The following is a 17,104-nucleotide window of genomic DNA, read 5'->3' on the forward strand; positions in this document are numbered from 1 at the left end:
TTCATACCGGCTCAACCACGCCTGGGACAAGATCCTCACTTGCAACATCTAGTTCTTTTTTTAGCCAGTCTAAACCTTCTTGAATATAAGCAGGCGCCGCTAAATCAGTCGGTTCGGCGCAGAAAAGCAGGTCAAGCGCCATCTCTGCCTTGTCTTCTGCTAACGCGTCATACAGAGCTTCACAACACAACTCAAGAGTCTCTAGATTAAGTGCAGTCTGCATCTTTTTAATCATACCCGTCGGTTTTACTAGCCCCTTGAATAATACCGGGTTTGTTAAAGCAATCGCGTCTTCAAACGTATAGGGTATTGCCAGAGCCTCGGAACTATCTGCATACACAATCGGTATGCCATACTGAAAAGCGATACGCACCTTCCCGACGACTTTCTCTTCCGCCTTCATAGCTAAAACAGCGTCCAAGGATGGGTCTTTGACCGCCAACCACTTGGTAATCGTATGGCTACCAGTTTTATATCCTTTGCCAAGCGCTGGTCTGATTGACTTTGCTTTTGCCTTAGGAGCTGCATCTGCTGGGGGCGGCTGCATCGCGTCTGTATCGGTTATGACAAGTGTAGGTAATCCTAACTTATCGATCAGCGCTCGTAGGCGGTGAGCGTGAGCACCACCAACCTCTAGAATTGATATATAACTATTATCTAAGCTCGTGTCTTCATTGATATTATTTCTTATGAAATGTGGAATCAGTAAGCGTTCTGCTGCGCCCTCTACTAATATTATTCCATTCGCAAAAAAAAGATCGCAATGCGTAGTTTTTAGGTAGCGCGCAACAAATTGGGCTGTCTGCAAAATCTCTTCTGAACGTGTTTTTGATGTTCCGAAGGTAGCAGACAAATCTATTACCTCCGCCGTTGGAACTTCAAACGCACCGCCCGCTGGCTTACGCTTGAAATATCGTAGCTTTTCAAATCCGATTTCGTGGGCCAAGTAACTTGAGTGCGTACTTACGATCAGCTGACTAGAAAACTTTTTTTTCAAGAGCAAATCGGCGTGATTTCTTAAAACCGAATAAGCCTTCTTAATGAACACTTGCTGAACCTGGGCGTGCAGATGCGCCTCTGGCTCTTCAATTAAAACTAAATGAAGCGGCTCGATAAATGCGTCATCTTCTGGCTTTCGCTTACCAGCTTTTCCGACTCTCATCCATTGATCTCTGAAACTCATTAATTTGAAGACCATTGCGATTAGGTTTTTATAACCTAGCCCGTTATATTTCTCTGACAGGCTTAGCAACGGTGCCCCAGGTGACAGACTCGCCTTTTGAATTTCAAATAATATTGCTGCCTCATGATCGAGATTATCAATAGGATTGACTTTGCTAGACAACCTGATGTGCGGGTCATTGAATCCTGGATATCCTAGGGTCTTAATTTCGCCAAGGGGCTTGGTGAAAACGTCATTTAATCTCCCATCAAAAGAATGCTGCGCTAAAGCGATAGCCTCAAGAGCTTCTAAATCTTCAACTCCGGGTAGGTCTGTTGGATTGAGGTGCCTGTTGTAATATTTGTTAATTTGACCGGCCAAGTTTGAGCTATTGGCTTGGGATACAGTCGCTGCATTGGGATCGGTGAATCCACGTGTAGCATCAATTATATCCACCTTAAACAATCCATTGAATGGATAAAATTCAAGCGCAACTTGCCCCTCGGTAAGTTCCTGAGGTTTATAATTAGCCTCAGGAACCTCCTCTACCTTACCCGGATCAAGTATGTAAGATTTCAACTCAAACGCTCTGCCAGCCTCACGATCTAGGTATTCTCGCAACGAACTGGGCCAAATCTCCAACGCGAATTTAGTTGGATTTTCACCATTCTGTTTACCCAGCTCCTTTCTTTTTGCTTCGGCGTTGTCTTGAGCAATTTTTTTTAGCTGCTCTGCGGCATTGTAGTTATTTACAAAGTCTGATTTTAATGTATCTAAATCTTTTGGCTGGTAGATCATTCTTACACCTAGCAGCCCACCATCCCACTTTAAGGTCGGAATCAAATGGCTGACTCGGTGTATCTCATTTTTCTCCACCTGTAACCAGATATCCACAGTAGGGCATAAAGGTTGCCAATCACCAAGCTGATCGCCACTAGCTTCGGCTGCTGCCCAAGCGCGACCAAATTCATTCAGCTGATGCCAGTTCGATAGAGTAAAATCTGTCGCGCTTAACTTTCTCGAAACAGGCATCTCTCCCGAAGCTATGCTAGCCGCGCTTCTCCCCTTTTGATCTAGAAAAAATATCAATGCATCCATTGCAGACGTTTTACCGCTGTTATTAGCGCCTACTAATAAGGTTTCAGCTTCTGTCAGGCTAATCCGGCAGCTTTTTAACTTTCTATAATTTTGAATATCTATATAAACAATTTTCATCTGGCTTCCTTTCCTTAAAAGACTATATGTTTAAGAGCAGTCAGGTATGCTGACCGTATTCATTCGAGGCGATGGCCGGTCGGGGGTTCGCATTGAGCCTTCCTCCCTCGCCTCGGACGCTACGTCTGTTGTATTCAATACTGACCATTGCGGTCCAGCAGATTTTAGAAAGTCACTCGGAAGCGTCCACACTACCCCATCGAGGACGCAGATCGAAGCTCCGACACTTCTGGGTGGAAAGGAGCAACGTCACGAGCATGGCCTGGCGCTACGACGCGTGCTTTGACCGATTTCGAAGCGCACACTCCAACGGTGCATGCTCCGTTGGATTCGTTTATTTATGCGCTCTGACGACTAAGCCAATCTTCTCCCTGACAATAGATTGTAATTAGCGAAACTCAACCTTCATGCCCTCCACATCTAGGGCACCTGCCGCCTTACCACGCGGCTCCTCAAGCCAAAGCTTTAGCAAACCAACGTTCCCGCAACCATCACCGCCCCCTCTACTGATGCTTGAGCATGGCTGGCATGCATCGTTACGCCCGTCAATTGCCCTGAGGCGACAAGGGAGGCCGTTGGCCGCCCTTGCTGCTCCCACTGCGCAAACTACTCGGCGAGTGACTGCCGCACCGCATCCAGAGCCTCGCGGAAGTCCGCTGGGGTGGCTTGCCCGGTCTCGGCCTGGTAAAAGACGACCATGAATGCATTGGCAACTGCTTCGGCCATCGGCCCGAGCTGCTGGGCCTCCTCTTGGTCGATCCAGTCCAATGCCGCGAGCTGCACGGCTGCATGATGAACTGCCTGGGTTACGTTGTTAAAATTCACGGTTGCCATGATTCACCTCTCTATCAGGTGGGTTGTGGAAGTGTCGGCCGGCCCCACGCCGGCCGACGCGCCTTTTACGATGGTGTCGAGCGATTTACGAACGCAGCGATTTCACCATCGGGATCAGCGGTCTCATTGTCCATCTGCTCTCCGGCAAAGCTGTCCCCATCGAAGGCCGGAGCATCGGCCGCCGTGCTGGCCCGGATCGCCGCTGCTACTTGGCCGCCTATTGTTTGGTCTATACGCTCCTGAAAGCGGTCTGCGAGCTGCACGGCCTTGTCCTTGAGCACGGACCCTGCGCCCTTGGCTAGTTCGCCCGCTGAGAGTGCTGCTGTACGAGTGAAGTCACCGGGGTCAGTTCTGCCTAGTCCAGCCTGTCGGCCGCCCTGCTGCTCCGACCTGGCACCTCCAGCAGGCCCGGGTTCGCCCTCGGCGGCCTTGCCGTCAGCGCTGTCGGAACCGGCTCTCAAGCTGCTGGTCTTTTCACCGCTCTTCGAATTGCCCGAACTGCTGCCGGTCGCTGTGCTGCCTCCACCAAAGGACGAATCGCCGAAGCCTGCCGCCTGTGCGAACGGTGTCCCCCCTGCACTGGCCGACCCTTCACCGCCCGAGGCATTCTCGCCGCGCATGCTCGCCATCATGTCCATGCCCCCGCCGGCATCGCTCATTGCGCTCTGGGTCTTCATGAAAGCGGCGTTGAGGGCCGAAGTGCCGCCAACGAGATTCACTGCGCCACTCAGCACAGAGGCACCGGCCATGCTTGCAGCTCCAGCCGCAACACTGGCCGCGCCCATCGCGACACCTACAGCTGCGCCCGCGCCGAAGCTACCAATACCGCCAGCGTTTCCAATGCCCGCACCGGTAATAACGCCGGCCACCAGCGGTGGCACACGATTTACCAGCATTAGCAATGCCACGCAGAAAACAAGCATCACGCCCAGCTCGTCAAAGTTCTGCACACCGGTGTTCATCCTGGCGTAGAAGCTTGAAAGGAGGTCGTTTCCGATGCCAACCAGCAGCACCATCGTCATGATTTGCACGGCTAGTCCCAGAACAGTCTTGTAGTAGGAGATCGCTATGTCCGACGTCCACCGCGAGCCGCCGAAGCCGAGCAAGAAGATTCCGGCGTACATCAGCAGCCAACCCGAGACGAGCAGCAAAAGCATGTTCACGGCGACAACGGTGAGCAGGATCAAGATGCCGACACTCAATACCACTCCGATGAAGCTATCCACAGGAGACCAATTTGTTGAGTTGCTGAATGCCTGCTTCAAGATCATGAACCCGACGTCCACAATGCTCGAAGGTGTCACCGACGCCACCCCTGATGCCTGCTCGCCGATCCGGGCCAGTGATTGAATGATCGAATTGGCGATGGCCGGGCCGTTCCGTAGCAGCCAGAGGAAGAACCCGAAGAACAGTATGAAGCGGATGAACTCGGCGAAGAACTCACCAATGTCGGCCTTGCGTAGCACCATAAAGCCGAAGGTGATGACCAGTGAGATCATGCCCAGCGTCCAGAACAAAAACGTCGCGGCGCTCATCACTACCGTCTGCCAGGCAGAGGCACGAGTGGCAAACTCAGTCACAACTTGGTCAAGCATTCCCTGGTTAGTGAGCTGGGCCGATGCGGCCGAGGTGTAAACCGCAAGAATGGCGCCCATCAACGCCGCCTTGTGCAGTGCTTTCATAGCGTCGCCTCCTGCTTATTGGTGTGCTTCGGGTCGGCCAACTCCAACCAGTTCAGCGGCTTATCGGTCGGAGCGATGCCACCGCCGGCCGGGGACCGGCGCGAGCACAGCCCGGCGAAGGTTTCGCGCGTGGCCTTGTCCGTGATCATCTTGACCGCCTGAACTTGGCAATTGGTGTCATTAACTTCGGGCATGGGCGGGATGGCAGGTTTGTTGTCGCAGCCGGACAGCATCGCCGCCGCAAGGCCGGCAAGCAGCATTATCTTTTTCATGTTGCTTGCCTCCGTCAGCGGGTCAGTTCGAGCCAGTTTTTCGGGCTAGCCGTAAGCTCGATCCTGGACTCCCTTGAAGTAACGCCGGCTGCCAGCTGCCGGGCGTCCTTATCCGCCTCGGCCTGCATCTTGGTTGCCAGCGCGTTCTGCTGAGCGATCAAAAGGCCCCGAATCTGCAGCAGCTGGTTGGCCTGCTGGCTGGCGAGCTGGTTGGCGTATCCGATTGCCTGCATCTGGCCCTGAGCGCTTTGCGCGCCCGTCTGGAGGCGCTGCAACGTCGCCGCATCCGAGGTCAGGTTGTCTTGCTGCTGGTCGAGGCCCTTGAACACAGCATCGTTAGCCTTCTTCTGCGATTCACTGGCGAGGTGCTGTACGTCGTTCATGACCGCCCACTGAGCGGCAGAGCAGCCGGTGGCCGAAAAGCACGGGGTCCCCCTGTAGTAGTTCACGTCCTGGAACCTGCTGACGTAACTGTCCAGGCTGCCGAGCTGGTTCTTGTAATAGTTCAGGGTGTTGGTCGCGCTCATCAAGCCGTTGATGGTTGATTGCGCCTGATCCCAGATGTACGCGGCCGGGGCCATCGTGTTCTGAAGCTGGTTTTCATATTGCTGGAGCTGAGTGCTGTACTGCTCAATTTGCTTGAGCGTTTGGGCCACCGATTCGATTGCCGTCATGATGTTCTGCGACAAGTTTGTGCCGTCGACGACAGGAATTCCGGCTTGCGTGGACGTGATGTGCACGCCGCCGGCCAGGACGGCCGCGAGCGCAGTTTTAGCCGCTAAAATACGGAAGTGCTTCATGGTTCGATAACCTTTTCTGAAAGTGGCTTTCAGAGTCATCGAATAGCTGCGCCACGTAGCTAATCGGTAGTTGACCAGAGCGACACCGAAGCCCGGCCTTTTTGTTCATTTCACGGCGTCAGGGTGAAGGCTAGATCTCCCAAGGGTTGATAACAGTCAGACCGGCAGCTTGAAAGGGGCTTGTGTCGCGAGTGGCAACGACAAATCCGTTAGCAAGGGCGACCGCTGCGATGCACGCATCGGCTGCCTCTATGCCGCTACCTGACTTGCGAGCCATCGCCAGCACTTCGGCGTACGCATGCGTGCAAGCCAAATCAAAAGGCAGAACGCGCCCAACGAACATGGGCAGCACCTGCTTTTCCAGGCTTTCTTGCAACATCGTACGACGCCTGCCGGTCGGCAGAAGCGCCACCCCGGCGCGCAGCTCGGCTACGGTCATGGCTGATAGGTAAAGCGTTTCCAGCGGTTGTGCATCAATCCATTCGATTACGCGGGCCTCGGGCGCATGACGTAGCGGCTCCGAAACCACGTTCGTGTCGAGAAGGATCATTCAAAGCTCGCTGCACGGGCGGGAGTTCTGTCGCGCATGCTCTCAAAGAAAGCGAACTCTTCATCGGTCAGCTTGGCCTTGCGACCGACTTCGGCCAGCAGTGAGCCCAGCTTAACCCGACCCTTCGGCTTCACCGCAGACTCCAGGATGTCGCGCATTTCGGCCTCAATGCTACGGCCGTGCTGAGCGGCTCTCACGCGGATCGCACGATGCACCTCATCGGGCACATTTCGAACGGTTACAGATGGCATCTTTCAAAACCTCTTTGTGATGCATACTCTTGCACTCTAGCAAAACGCAAGCATTCTCACAATCGCGGCTGTCCATGAGCTTTTGTCTAGGAGGGCTTGGCCCTCAATCTACAGCACGGCCCGCAGCCTCGGCTCGGAGTGCGCGGACCTACTGTAAAAACAGCAAGTCAGCGTAACGTGGCGACTCATGCTCGAAGCCTATCGCGCAGCCGCTATACGGACCGTGGTGGAGATATTGAGCAGAAGACTAGGAGGTGCGCATGAAGGAAAACGACACCACACAATGTGACATTGGCGGAAACCATGTCTTGCCAGTCAAGGCGGACGGTTCCAACCAAAACGTTCGCGCATTGACGGACGTTGAACTCGCAGAGCTTCGCCGAGATATGGCCGAATCATCGGCTCGGATGAAGGCCGAACTGGCGCGCAGACGTCATGAGAAAATAACTCTCAGCCCGCATAGCCATGGCAACGCCCCCGCACAAATACTTAGCTAACTCTATGGGGGAAAGATTACGGCTGTAGTAAAACGTCCTAGCTCGTCTCGCCGAAAAACGGTCTTGGAAAATTCAACGCACCTGCGTCGCTAGCAGCGACCACCAGAAACTACCGTCAGTAATGCACGGCCGTTCACAGGCCCAAGCCCCGTCGCCACGCATGCCTAGCTCTTTTGTCACCGCCCTGAAAGAGAGGATCCGGCTATCCCAAATTTCCATTTGCCAGGCTGAATTCCGCACTCTCACCAGTGCCGACAAAAATTCGAGAGAGGGAAAGATTCCGGCTGCGTTGCGAGCCGGGCCTGTAAGCAGTGTTGCTGCACGCCGTCCTGGGTGTGTTTCTAGCTGATGTAACAAACTTCCAGCCATCCAGTCAGCTATCAGCCTGCGCGTGTTACAGCCTCGCAGAGCAAGACTCCCGATTGAGCGCGTAGCGCGAATTAGGGAAAGTGAAGCAGGATCCGCCCGCTCGCGGGTGGGCCTACTTCACCTGTCTTGCCCGCAGTTCCACCGCGTTTTTGTCTGTTCTTCAAATCAACTGACATCGACTGAGCATCAATCGGTATATCCGCTAAAGGCCATCAGAACACTACCGGAGCGCAACTGGAGCACAACTGAAATACAAGTAGAGTATCCAAGACCACCGAGATGGCGGAAAGCGCGCCATGGTCAAAAGGGATGACGTCTCGATGGAGCCGAGCGCTCCGAGCTATTACCTCCAGCCCCTACAGCACGACGCCAACAGTTTATGTGCGCGTTTCGAAACTAAAAAAACAGGTTGAACGCCAAAGGGGAGACTCGCTAAGGCCGCAGGGGGAGATGGGAAGAAAACCTAAGAGACTTCGGTCGCCGGGTGGCATAAGCCAGTCGGAGAGTGAATGATATTCTCGAACAGCCTCGGTTCTGGAAGCGATAGCGGTGAGACCTGCCGATGAGATCGCCGCGGTAGTTAATGCGGCCGACGAGACGAGAAATCTAGCTATTAAAAATGGTGCCGGGACAACCGCTACGCCACTGGAACAGACTTCCAACGCGAGAAGTCAATCTCAGCCACCTCTGCGGCAATTCCTTCCTTAGCCGACGGCTCAGAATCCCTTAGGCTAAGCTGCCTATTCTCGCCTATTGCGTCAGCCACCGCTGCTTTGATCAATTTCATGCGTACCAGTAAACCAGCGTGTTCGTCTGGACTTTGCATACAAACACCTCTGAGGTCATGGCGGAAATTTAGCAGCTAAAGCGCCCTGCCGCTTTAGCTGCTGATTCTCTAAATCGCAGCGAGCCCTTGAATCAACAAGCAGGGGCCTTGTCGCCTGACGACGTATAGAGATGGCCTCTGCCACTCCCTCCCCCTTGGCGTCCAACCATCGGCCTCAAGCCGATTGAGCGAACCATCAGGCCGTGCGCAAAAAGGTGTAAGCGCCCGCCTCAAGCGGGCAATTACACCGCCTGGATATCCTAAGAAATCCTGAATATCCTGCCAAAAGTGCAAAAAATCGGGCCGCTGTGGCACGCCGCCGGGCCGCTGTGACACGCCATCGGGCCGTTGTGGCACGCTATCGGGCCGCTGTGACACGCTTTACTCTGTCCGCGGCGGCTAGCTCAATCCCGACTTCGATCAATCCGGCGGCATCCTCCTTCAACCGCCGCCGATAATTGCGCAGCATCATGCTATTGACCGTTCCGCCTCCTACGGCACGAATCAACGTGTCCAGGTGCCAGCCTCCCGCCGGATGTTGCTTGTGGGTCAGGACATGCCGCGCAAGCGCCTGGCTGATCCCGTGTTGCAACCGGGCGATCGGGCCAGGTGGGTAGTACAGGGACAAGTCCCTTTCCAACAGCATCACCAGAGCAACACCTAGCCGGACGCGCCACAAATGGCGAACCCCGCCAGTGAGCGGATCACGTCGGGTCATGGGTGACGGGATAACGTGGTCGATCAGGCCGCCGATGATCCGCTCACCACTGCACTCCAGCTCCGGCGTCACGATTTCTACCGTGGCGGCCCGCAGGTCGGTCAGCAGCTTCTTGATGCGGTCGTGGCTGTACTGGTGATCGGATAGCATCCGGCGCAGCCTCGCCGGGTCGATCAGCAGCTCGATGCCGCCGTCTGATATTTCGCGGCGGCGTTCAGCCACATACAACATGGACTCCACGATATCGGCATGACGCTGACCCAGCCTGCCGGTTACGCGGCATCGACCGAAGCAAGTGTCCATCCATTGCCCCGCCAGCTCTCGTGGACGCTGACTGGGCTGATAGATCATTACTCGTGCCTGCAATACCGTGCTGGTCGGGGCGACCTGGTTACCAGTTTTCATTGCCGCCCCTCGTTACGGACTTCAGCTTCGCAGGTGAATGGCGTTTCTGTCGTTCGAGTACAGCAGGCTTGAGGACGCCGCCTTCGTGCCTCCGGAACCAACACTCCCGAAAAGGTGCGCCGTAGTTTGCTTTGCTGACGCCATAGCGGACGAAATACCCACGTTGACCTTCATCAACCCCCCACTCCTCGGCCTCGACCTGCGTCATGCCTGACAAATACGACTGCCAACGAGTGTTATCAACTAGCACGGATGACCCACGGCTGGCCTGCTGCTGATCGCCAGTGCCCGACAGGGCCGCACCCTTGTTGGCATGGTGCAGAAACACAATTGCGCAGCCCGTATCGGCGGTTATGGCCTCCATTCGGCCGATGACCTGCGCCATAGGCCCGCTGGCGTTCTCTTCCTCTACGTGAAACCGGCGCAGGGTATCCAAAACCATCAGACGACGCCCCTCGGCAGCCCGTCTGAGGCCATCGAACCAATCAACCGCCATAATATTGGGACATCTTCCGATTAGCGGCTCAATCAGCAGACCATCAGCCACGGATTGTCGCTGCTCGGCAGTTAGGTATGCGCCAAGGGCGTGCAAACGGTGATGAATTGCTATAGGTGGGTCTTCGGCGGGTAGATACACTACCGCGCCATTGCGCAGATCCCCCACTTCCAATAAGTCGGGCCCGCCGGCGATCTGCATGGCCAATTGTAGGATCAACATGGACTTACCAGCCCCGCCAGGCGATACAAGTGCGCCCACGGTGCCAGCAACCATATTGGGTAAAACGTAATCTATCGGCGGTGGCAGCTTGTTAAATCCTGCCATTAGGTCGAGGGCCATATCAGCTCCTCTCGTCGCCAGGGCGGGCTGCCTGGACACCCGACGCTCTGCGCGCCTCAATCCACTCTACAACCTCCGACAAGTCCCACGCGATACTTCTGCTAGTAAGCACGATACGGCGCGGAAACTCCCCCCGCTGCTCCAAGTTATAAATAGTTCGCGTCGAGAGAGGAATTATCTCCGATAGCCTTTTTCGGTTGATCAACGTCTTGCTGTGCAGTGCTTGCATGGCTTGGGCTCCTATTACCGATACCTGCCTCATGGTGCCAAGCGGTGCACATTGATTTACCGTATTAATTGGCCATAATAGTTGACATGAAAAATGAACTTAGCATTTTCGTATGGGCAAACTGCGCTCCCTCAGTTTTGGAAGCCATTCGTGAATTTGAGGGGCGCTGGCAGCCGTACTCCATATCTTCTCGGCGCTATCCAATCGTTCGGCTGATAGAAGAAATCATTGACCCCGCTATAGCCGCATACATGACAACTCTTCCGGACAAGTACAATGGATATGTGCCCGGAGCTGGCACAGGGGTTAGCCTCAGCGCAATCATTCGACTAGTAGGGCTTGACGCCATGGTCCGCATGCAACGTCAGCTGCTACGCCAATTCATCAAGACGGAGGATAGACAGACCGCTAGAGACCAGCGCTTTGTCGCAACCCTGGAGTCAATTATCGAATTGGCCTGGGACTGCGCCTGCAAACGACCAAAAACGTCAAACCCGGCAAAAGGCGTCAACCTAAATAGCCAACGAAAACATGGATTTTGCGATCTCTGCGGCAATCTAACCGAGTTCGCTGCCTTCATGGCGACGATAGCTGATGGTCGTATCAATGATGTCGAACTGGACGACCATAGAAAGCTCGAACTCAGCCACCAATACTGCCTCAAGCACCGGCCGAAGCGGATGGATGGCGCATGGAACCCAACGTATCGGACGGCTAAACGATCCCAGGGACAGTTTGATCTCGAACTAGCAAGGCTCAACCGTCAATGCGCGAAACGGTCCTCGCCACAGGCAGCATCCGGGACCCCGCTGGTAGACAGTTATTTCTACTATTACATGCTAGGCCAAACAACCCAGCCAGCGGACAAGGCGGAACTCCGCTATCAAGCGCGCCTCATGGTGGATTCAAAGCTATCAGATAGAAAAAAGCAGATGCTTGCACTGCTGCACTTCGGTTTCAGTCAATCTGAGATTGGGCGAAGATTGGGAATCGGACGCCAAGCCGTATCGAAGGCGCTGGGGTCCATTCCTGATGCGCTCTATTTGAAGCGGTAACATCAGCGTGAAATTTAGCCGCTAAAAAATCAGCGGGAATTACCAGCAGTCCAGTCATCAATCATATTGGCCCAATCCTGCAACATCTCCCGCCGCTGGTCGCGGTACTCAGCTTTGTTGTAAACCGCTCGCACGCCCTTCTGTTCATGAGCAAGACACTTCTCAATCCAATCGGTGTTGTAGCCTGCCTCATGCAGAAGCGTGCTTGCCGTACGCCTCAGGTCATGCGGCCCGAACTTGCCAAGCGGTTTGCCTTCCTTTTGCGCAAGTCGATAGGTCAAAGTCAGCACTTGATTGATCGTCGCAGCGCTCATTGGCTGATCGGAATCGTAACGAGACGGGAAAACGTAGTCCGAGCCGCCCGCAAAGGTCTTCAGCGCAATGAAGAAGTCCAGGGCCTGCCTAGACAGGAACACTAAATGAGGGTTACGACGCTTCATGCGCTCCTTGGGAATCGTCCACAGCGCCTCGGTAAAATTGATTTCGCGCCATGTGGCATTGGTCAACTCACTCTTGCGCACCATGGTGAGCAGCAGCAGCTTGGCCGCAGCGCGTACAGACGACGCCGTGCCGATTCGATCCATGTACTGGTACATCAGTGCGATCTCATCGGGCGCCAATGCGCGGTCACGAGGTTCGAACTTGGCAATACTTGCCGAACGAACCAAGTCGGCGGGGTTCTCAACTTTCTGACCCCGCTCAATTGCCCAGCGGAACACCTGCTGTACGATTTCGCGCGCATGCACCGCCGTCGCCGGGGCACCGCGCTCGACAATGGAGTCGGCAAGCGCTCGAAGATCTTCATGGTTGATTTCGATGAGCTTTCGGCTACCAAATTCCGACTTCAGCTCACGCTCATAGACCGAACGGCGCATGTCACGAGTTGAATCAGCCATCTGATAGCCACGCAGCCATTTTTGGGCCCAAGCATCGAAGGTCTCTGCGTCTTTGACACGCGCCTTGGCCCGCGCTTTCTCCTTCGCAGGAGACTTGCCTGCAGCGATCATCTTCTTCGCCTCACCCAAGCGCTCCCGCGCCTCTGCCAAGGTGATTCCTCCAACCCCGTAGCGGCCGAAGGTGATGGTCTCCTGCCTGCCGTGAATTGAGTAGTTGTAGCGGAATGAGATTGAGCCGGCAGGCGTGACCGCAACATAAAGACCATCTCGGTCATTGGCTTTGTAAAGTTTCTCTTGCGGTTTGAGGTTGCGCAGCTTGGTATCGGTCAGCATCGCCCTGGCGAATCTCCATGTAGAAATACCATGACAGAAAAGCTTCAATCTAAAAGGATACAAATCCATATAAATCAATGACTAATCAAAAATTCATACCATGAAGCCAGCTCTATTACCACCATGGTATCGAGGGCAGCGCATGGCATTTCATCTGGATACTACCATCATCTGTACCACGCAAAAGAGCTGCTTGCCGTTGCCAAAACTTGCCAGATAACTCCAGACGAAAAATGCAAAAAGCCCGCAATTACGCGGGCTCCAAGGTATTTATTGCTAATTAGTGCCGGACATTGCCGGACGCCCAATCATTCCCACTCAATGGTCGCTGGCGGCTTGCTTGACACATCGTAGGTGACGCGCGAGATGCCTTCAATTTCATTGATGATGCGGTTGGAGACCTTCTCCAGCAGCTCATAAGGCAGATGGGCCCAACGTGCGGTCATGAAGTCGATGGTTTCCACTGCTCGCAGGGCGACGACCCAAGCGTAGCGGCGGCCATCGCCCACAACACCGACCGATTTCACCGGTTGAAACACCACGAACGCCTGGCTGGTCTTGTGGTACCAGTCGAAGTTGCGCAGCTCCTGGATGAAGATGTGGTCGGCACGGCGCAGCAGGTCGGCGTATTCCTTCTTCACTTCGCCGAGGATGCGCACGCCCAGACCCGGACCCGGGAAAGGATGGCGATAGACCATGTCGTACGGCAGGCCCAGTTCCAGGCCGATCTTGCGAACCTCATCCTTGAACAGCTCACGCAGCGGCTCGACCAACTTGAGGTTCATTTCCTCCGGCAGGCCACCGACGTTGTGGTGCGATTTGATCACATGGGCCTTGCCGCTCTTTGCGCCGGCGGACTCGATCACGTCCGGGTAGATGGTGCCTTGGGCGAGGTACTGGATGTTGTCGAGTTTGCTCGCCTGGGCATCGAAGACGTCGATGAAGGTCCGGCCGATGATCTTGCGCTTCTTCTCCGGGTCGGCTTCGCCAGCGAGGTTGTCGAGGAACTGCGCCTCGGCGTCAGCGCGGATCACTTTGACGCCCATGTTCTCAGCGAACATCGCCATCACCTGATCGCCTTCGTGCAAGCGCAGCAGACCATTATCGACGAAAACGCAGGTCAACTGAGTGCCAATGGCCTTGTGCAGCAGCGCGGCGACCACCGAGGAATCGACACCACCAGACAGGCCCAGCAGCACGTTGGCCGAACCGACTTGCGTGCGCACCTGTTCGACCAGATCCTCGACGATGTTGGACGGCGTCCACAGCGCTTCGCAGCCACAGATTTCCAGCAGGAAGCGCGACAGAATGCGCCCGCCCTGACGGGTGTGGGTCACTTCCGGGTGGAACTGCACGCCGTAGTAGCGGCGATCGTCATCGCCCATGGCGGCAATCGCGCAGCTCGGCGTGCTGGCCAGGATATGGAAGCCTTGCGGCAGGTCGGTGACCTTGTCGCCGTGGCTCATCCAGACGTCGAGGCCGAACACACCGTCGTCGTCCATGTGGTCTTCGATACCGTCGAACAGCTTGGACTTGCCGACCAGGTCGACACGCGCATAGCCGAACTCGCGCTCATCCGATCCCTGCACCTTGCCACCGAGCTGCTCGGACATGGTCTGCATGCCGTAGCAGATGCCGAACAGCGGCACGCCCAGATCGAATACCGCCTGCGGAGCGCGCGGGCTGCCTTCGGCATGCACGGATTCCGGGCCGCCGGCGAGGATGATGCCGCGCGGCGCGAAGGCGCGGATGTCGTCTTCGCTCATGTCCCAGGGATGCAATTCGCAATAGACGCCAAGTTCGCGCACGCGACGGGCGATCAGCTGGGTGTACTGCGAGCCGAAATCCAGGATCAGGATGCGGTGAGCGTGAATGTCAGGATGAGCCATGTGGGCGTCTCTCGTGGTAGTCACAAATGACACGGGGCTGAGTGAGCAGCCCCGTTATTCATACTTGAAATCGATTTGCCGATTATCAGCCAACCCGATAGTTAGGGGCTTCTTTGGTGATCTGCACGTCATGCACGTGGGACTCGGCCATGCCGGCACCCGTGATGCGCACGAACTGCGGATGAGTCCGCATGTGATCGACCGTGGCGCTGCCGGTGTAGCCCATGGAGGCACGCAGGCCGCCCATCAGTTGATGAATAATCGCCGCCAGACTGCCCTTGTATGGCACGCGCCCTTCGATGCCTTCGGGCACCAGCTTCTCGGCACCAGCCGACGAATCCTGGAAATAACGGTCCGAGGAGCCCTGCGCCTGGGACATCGCACCCAGCGAGCCCATGCCGCGATAAGCCTTGTAGGAGCGGCCCTGAAACAGCTCGATCTCGCCTGGGGCCTCTTCAGTTCCGGCGAACATCGAGCCCATCATCACGGCATTGGCGCCGGCAACGATGGCCTTGGACAGATCACCCGAGAAGCGAATGCCGCCGTCGGCGATCATCGGCACGCCGGTGCCTTCAAGCGCGGCGGAGACGTTGGCGATAGCGGAAATCTGCGGCACGCCGACACCGGCGACGATGCGCGTGGTGCAGATCGAGCCTGGGCCGATACCGACCTTGACCGCGTCAGCGCCAGCCTTGACCAGATCCAGCGCAGCCTCGGCCGTGGCAATGTTGCCGCCAATCACCTGGACCTGCGGGAAGTTGTCCTTCACCCAGCGCACGCGATCAAGTACACCACGCGAATGGCCGTGGGCGGTGTCGACCACGATCACGTCGACGCCAGCAGCGGCCAATGCTTCGACGCGCTCGACCGTATCAGCGCCAGTACCCACGGCAGCCCCGACACGCAGGCGACCCTGGTCATCCTTGGACGCCAGCGGGTAGGTCTTGGCCTTCTCGATATCTCGGAAGGTGACCAGACCGCGCAGATGGAAATTGCTATCGACCACCAGCATCTTCTCGATGCGGTGCTCATGGAGTTTGGTTTTGATCTCTTCGAGGCCGGTGCCTTCCTGCACAGTGATCAGCTTTTCCTTCGGCGTCATGATCGCGGCGACCGAATCACCGACATTCGGCGTGAAGCGCAGATCGCGCCCGGTAACGATACCCACCAGCTCTTTGCCTGACACCACAGGAAAGCCCGAGAAGCCCAGCTCGCGCGCCTTGAGCAGCAGCTCGCTGATCTTGGTTTCGGGTGTCACGGTGGCCGGATCGTGAACGATCGCTGTTTCGTGACGCTTGACCTTGCGCACTTCGGCGGCCTGCTGCTCGACATTCATGTTTTTGTGGATGATGCCGATGCCGCCTTCCTGCGCCATGGCGATGGCCAGGCGAGCTTCGGTGACGGTATCCATGGCAGCCGAAACCAGCGGGATGTTCAGCTCGATGTCGCGGGTCAGGCGGGTCTTGAGGCTGACATCCTTCGGCAGGACCTCGGAATATCCCGGGATCAGGAGAACATCATCGAAAGTCAGGGCTTCTTGGCTGATACGCAGCATGGCGGGGGCTCCCAGGCGGGAAAAAGGAAGCGCGGCATTATACCCACGCGGCCCCTTGCGCTCAATGCGGTTGTGAGGTCCGTGATGCGCGCGCCGCTTCGTTTGGATTGGAAAATGACTGAGCAGTCATGCCTGTGCGACCACTATCGCGACCTTGAAACCAAGGCGTGCAGCAAACTCGTCAAGAAACGACTGGCTGAATACAGCCTCGCCCCAACCGTTGAAGATAAAGCCGAGGTTGGAGAAACCGCAGGCTGGAATGAACAGAAAGCCGTTGATGTCGTCCTCGTGACCACATTCCGGGCAGATAAAGGTATCGGTCTGCGCCGGCATCCATTCGTCGAGACTTTCGAATAGGGCTTCGCCGATTTCGCGGCGACACTCGCGACATCCAGCCTCCTCCGCAAAATCCCGGGTGGGTGTGTAGATGCAGCGCTTGGTCACCACTTCCAGTCCGTTGATCGCCTCGCCGAACGGCAACCGTTCCGGATGCAGCACGACGCTGCGCGCGCCCGATCCGATCGCATACCCCATGCCGCCAACGCCGCGTCCGCAGGTGGTGGGCAGGGCCTCGACGATGCGTCGCTCGGTCAGCCAGCGCAGAATCATTCGCGCCTTGGCTTCATGGCCGGGAAACGTGGAGATACGCGGCACGACAATGGCTTGTGTGTGGCTCATAACTGACTCGAAAAGGAGGCGACGAAGGCCGCGCAGCTTAATGCGCTTCG

General features: G+C 56.0%; 16 protein-coding genes. 2 read left to right on the forward strand and 14 right to left on the reverse strand.

The genetic code is table 11. The features are described 5' to 3' along the window. Position 1: 1 nt before the first annotated feature. From BUE09_RS15820 to BUE09_RS20790, 7 genes are all read right to left on the reverse strand, one after another. The gene (locus BUE09_RS15820) at positions 2-2,377 is read right to left on the reverse strand and encodes an AAA family ATPase (protein WP_073302251.1); all 2,376 of its coding nucleotides are present in this window, start codon (positions 2,375-2,377) and stop codon (positions 2-4) included. A 606-nt stretch (positions 2,378-2,983) separates the two neighbouring features. After that, the gene (locus BUE09_RS15825; protein ID WP_073302253.1) at positions 2,984-3,211 is read right to left on the reverse strand and encodes a type I toxin-antitoxin system ptaRNA1 family toxin; all 228 of its coding nucleotides are present in this window, start codon (positions 3,209-3,211) and stop codon (positions 2,984-2,986) included. A 65-nt stretch (positions 3,212-3,276) separates the two neighbouring features. Beyond that, complete coding sequence (gene trbL / locus BUE09_RS15830; RefSeq protein WP_073302255.1) at positions 3,277-4,893, reverse strand: P-type conjugative transfer protein TrbL; 1,617 nt, start codon at positions 4,891-4,893, stop codon at positions 3,277-3,279. Next, positions 4,890-5,153 carry an entry exclusion lipoprotein TrbK gene (gene trbK / locus BUE09_RS15835; RefSeq protein WP_231975535.1) on the reverse strand — a complete coding sequence of 88 codons (264 nt, stop codon included), beginning with the start codon at positions 5,151-5,153 and terminating at the stop codon, positions 4,890-4,892. The genes trbL and trbK overlap by 4 nt, the downstream gene beginning before the upstream one ends. Positions 5,154-5,179: 26 nt before the next feature. Then, positions 5,180-5,965 carry a P-type conjugative transfer protein TrbJ gene (gene trbJ / locus BUE09_RS15840; protein WP_073302259.1) on the reverse strand — a complete coding sequence of 262 codons (786 nt, stop codon included), beginning with the start codon at positions 5,963-5,965 and terminating at the stop codon, positions 5,180-5,182. Between the two features lie 130 nt (positions 5,966-6,095). Then, positions 6,096-6,515, reverse strand: a complete 420-nt coding sequence (locus BUE09_RS15845; RefSeq protein WP_073302261.1) for a type II toxin-antitoxin system VapC family toxin — start codon at positions 6,513-6,515, stop codon at positions 6,096-6,098. Next, on the reverse strand, positions 6,512-6,766 hold the full coding sequence (locus BUE09_RS20790; RefSeq protein ID WP_172830730.1) for a FitA-like ribbon-helix-helix domain-containing protein: 255 nt from the start codon (positions 6,764-6,766) through the stop codon (positions 6,512-6,514). The genes BUE09_RS15845 and BUE09_RS20790 overlap by 4 nt, the downstream gene beginning before the upstream one ends. Positions 6,767-7,026: 260 nt before the next feature. On the opposite strand from BUE09_RS20790, the gene BUE09_RS15855 reads away from it, so the two are divergent. Beyond that, the gene (locus tag BUE09_RS15855; RefSeq protein ID WP_073302263.1) at positions 7,027-7,263 is read left to right on the forward strand and encodes a hypothetical protein; all 237 of its coding nucleotides are present in this window, start codon (positions 7,027-7,029) and stop codon (positions 7,261-7,263) included. 1,553 nt (positions 7,264-8,816) lie between these two features. Here the strand turns inward: BUE09_RS15855 and BUE09_RS15865 are convergent. From BUE09_RS15865 to BUE09_RS15875, 3 genes are read right to left on the reverse strand one after another with little or no spacing between them, the layout of a single operon-like run. Next, complete coding sequence (locus BUE09_RS15865) at positions 8,817-9,581, reverse strand: ABC transporter ATPase (RefSeq protein WP_073302267.1); 765 nt, start codon at positions 9,579-9,581, stop codon at positions 8,817-8,819. Further along, the gene (locus BUE09_RS15870; protein WP_073302270.1) at positions 9,568-10,419 is read right to left on the reverse strand and encodes a helicase RepA family protein; all 852 of its coding nucleotides are present in this window, start codon (positions 10,417-10,419) and stop codon (positions 9,568-9,570) included. Before BUE09_RS15870 ends, BUE09_RS15865 begins: the two co-directional genes overlap by 14 nt. Before the next feature lies 1 nt (position 10,420). After that, the gene (locus BUE09_RS15875) at positions 10,421-10,681 is read right to left on the reverse strand and encodes a helix-turn-helix transcriptional regulator (protein ID WP_425274905.1); all 261 of its coding nucleotides are present in this window, start codon (positions 10,679-10,681) and stop codon (positions 10,421-10,423) included. Positions 10,682-10,734: 53 nt separating this feature from the next. Between BUE09_RS15875 and BUE09_RS15880 the strand changes: the two genes are divergently transcribed. Continuing rightward, the gene (locus tag BUE09_RS15880; protein ID WP_143164672.1) at positions 10,735-11,703 is read left to right on the forward strand and encodes a LuxR family transcriptional regulator; all 969 of its coding nucleotides are present in this window, start codon (positions 10,735-10,737) and stop codon (positions 11,701-11,703) included. Positions 11,704-11,732: 29 nt separating this feature from the next. Here the strand turns inward: BUE09_RS15880 and BUE09_RS15885 are convergent, their stop codons facing one another. The 4 genes from BUE09_RS15885 to BUE09_RS15900 all read right to left on the reverse strand — a co-directional run bounded on the left by BUE09_RS15885 (position 11,733) and on the right by BUE09_RS15900 (position 17,054). Next, complete coding sequence (locus BUE09_RS15885; RefSeq protein ID WP_073302273.1) at positions 11,733-12,932, reverse strand: tyrosine-type recombinase/integrase; 1,200 nt, start codon at positions 12,930-12,932, stop codon at positions 11,733-11,735. A gap of 308 nt (positions 12,933-13,240) precedes the next feature. Further along, positions 13,241-14,821, reverse strand: coding sequence for a glutamine-hydrolyzing GMP synthase (gene guaA / locus BUE09_RS15890; RefSeq protein WP_073302275.1), 1,581 nt, complete (start codon positions 14,819-14,821; stop codon positions 13,241-13,243). Positions 14,822-14,906: 85 nt separating this feature from the next. Next, on the reverse strand, positions 14,907-16,376 hold the full coding sequence (guaB, locus tag BUE09_RS15895) for an IMP dehydrogenase (RefSeq protein WP_073302277.1): 1,470 nt from the start codon (positions 16,374-16,376) through the stop codon (positions 14,907-14,909). Between the two features lie 126 nt (positions 16,377-16,502). Further along, complete coding sequence (locus tag BUE09_RS15900; RefSeq protein ID WP_073302279.1) at positions 16,503-17,054, reverse strand: sugar ABC transporter ATPase; 552 nt, start codon at positions 17,052-17,054, stop codon at positions 16,503-16,505. Positions 17,055-17,104: the final 50 nt, after the last annotated feature.

It is taken from the genome of Stutzerimonas xanthomarina DSM 18231 (genome assembly GCF_900129835.1).
Classification (GTDB): Bacteria; Pseudomonadota; Gammaproteobacteria; order Pseudomonadales; family Pseudomonadaceae; genus Stutzerimonas; species Stutzerimonas xanthomarina.

Coding starts and splice junctions, on each gene's coding strand:
- BUE09_RS15820 (WP_073302251.1), bottom strand. CDS start 2,377: ATGAAAATTGTTTATATAGATATTCAAAATTATAGAAAGTTAAAAAGC.
- BUE09_RS15825 (WP_073302253.1), bottom strand. CDS start 3,211: ATGGCAACCGTGAATTTTAACAACGTAACCCAGGCAGTTCATCATGCA.
- trbL (WP_073302255.1), bottom strand. CDS start 4,893: ATGAAAGCACTGCACAAGGCGGCGTTGATGGGCGCCATTCTTGCGGTT.
- trbK (WP_231975535.1), bottom strand. CDS start 5,153: ATGCTGCTTGCCGGCCTTGCGGCGGCGATGCTGTCCGGCTGCGACAAC.
- trbJ (WP_073302259.1), bottom strand. CDS start 5,965: ATGAAGCACTTCCGTATTTTAGCGGCTAAAACTGCGCTCGCGGCCGTC.
- BUE09_RS15845 (WP_073302261.1), bottom strand. CDS start 6,515: ATGATCCTTCTCGACACGAACGTGGTTTCGGAGCCGCTACGTCATGCG.
- BUE09_RS20790 (WP_172830730.1), bottom strand. CDS start 6,766: ATGCCATCTGTAACCGTTCGAAATGTGCCCGATGAGGTGCATCGTGCG.
- BUE09_RS15855 (WP_073302263.1), top strand. CDS start 7,027: ATGAAGGAAAACGACACCACACAATGTGACATTGGCGGAAACCATGTC.
- BUE09_RS15865 (WP_073302267.1), bottom strand. CDS start 9,581: ATGAAAACTGGTAACCAGGTCGCCCCGACCAGCACGGTATTGCAGGCA.
- BUE09_RS15870 (WP_073302270.1), bottom strand. CDS start 10,419: ATGGCCCTCGACCTAATGGCAGGATTTAACAAGCTGCCACCGCCGATA.
- BUE09_RS15875 (WP_425274905.1), bottom strand. CDS start 10,681: ATGAGGCAGGTATCGGTAATAGGAGCCCAAGCCATGCAAGCACTGCAC.
- BUE09_RS15880 (WP_143164672.1), top strand. CDS start 10,735: ATGAAAAATGAACTTAGCATTTTCGTATGGGCAAACTGCGCTCCCTCA.
- BUE09_RS15885 (WP_073302273.1), bottom strand. CDS start 12,932: ATGCTGACCGATACCAAGCTGCGCAACCTCAAACCGCAAGAGAAACTT.
- guaA (WP_073302275.1), bottom strand. CDS start 14,821: ATGGCTCATCCTGACATTCACGCTCACCGCATCCTGATCCTGGATTTC.
- guaB (WP_073302277.1), bottom strand. CDS start 16,376: ATGCTGCGTATCAGCCAAGAAGCCCTGACTTTCGATGATGTTCTCCTG.
- BUE09_RS15900 (WP_073302279.1), bottom strand. CDS start 17,054: ATGAGCCACACACAAGCCATTGTCGTGCCGCGTATCTCCACGTTTCCC.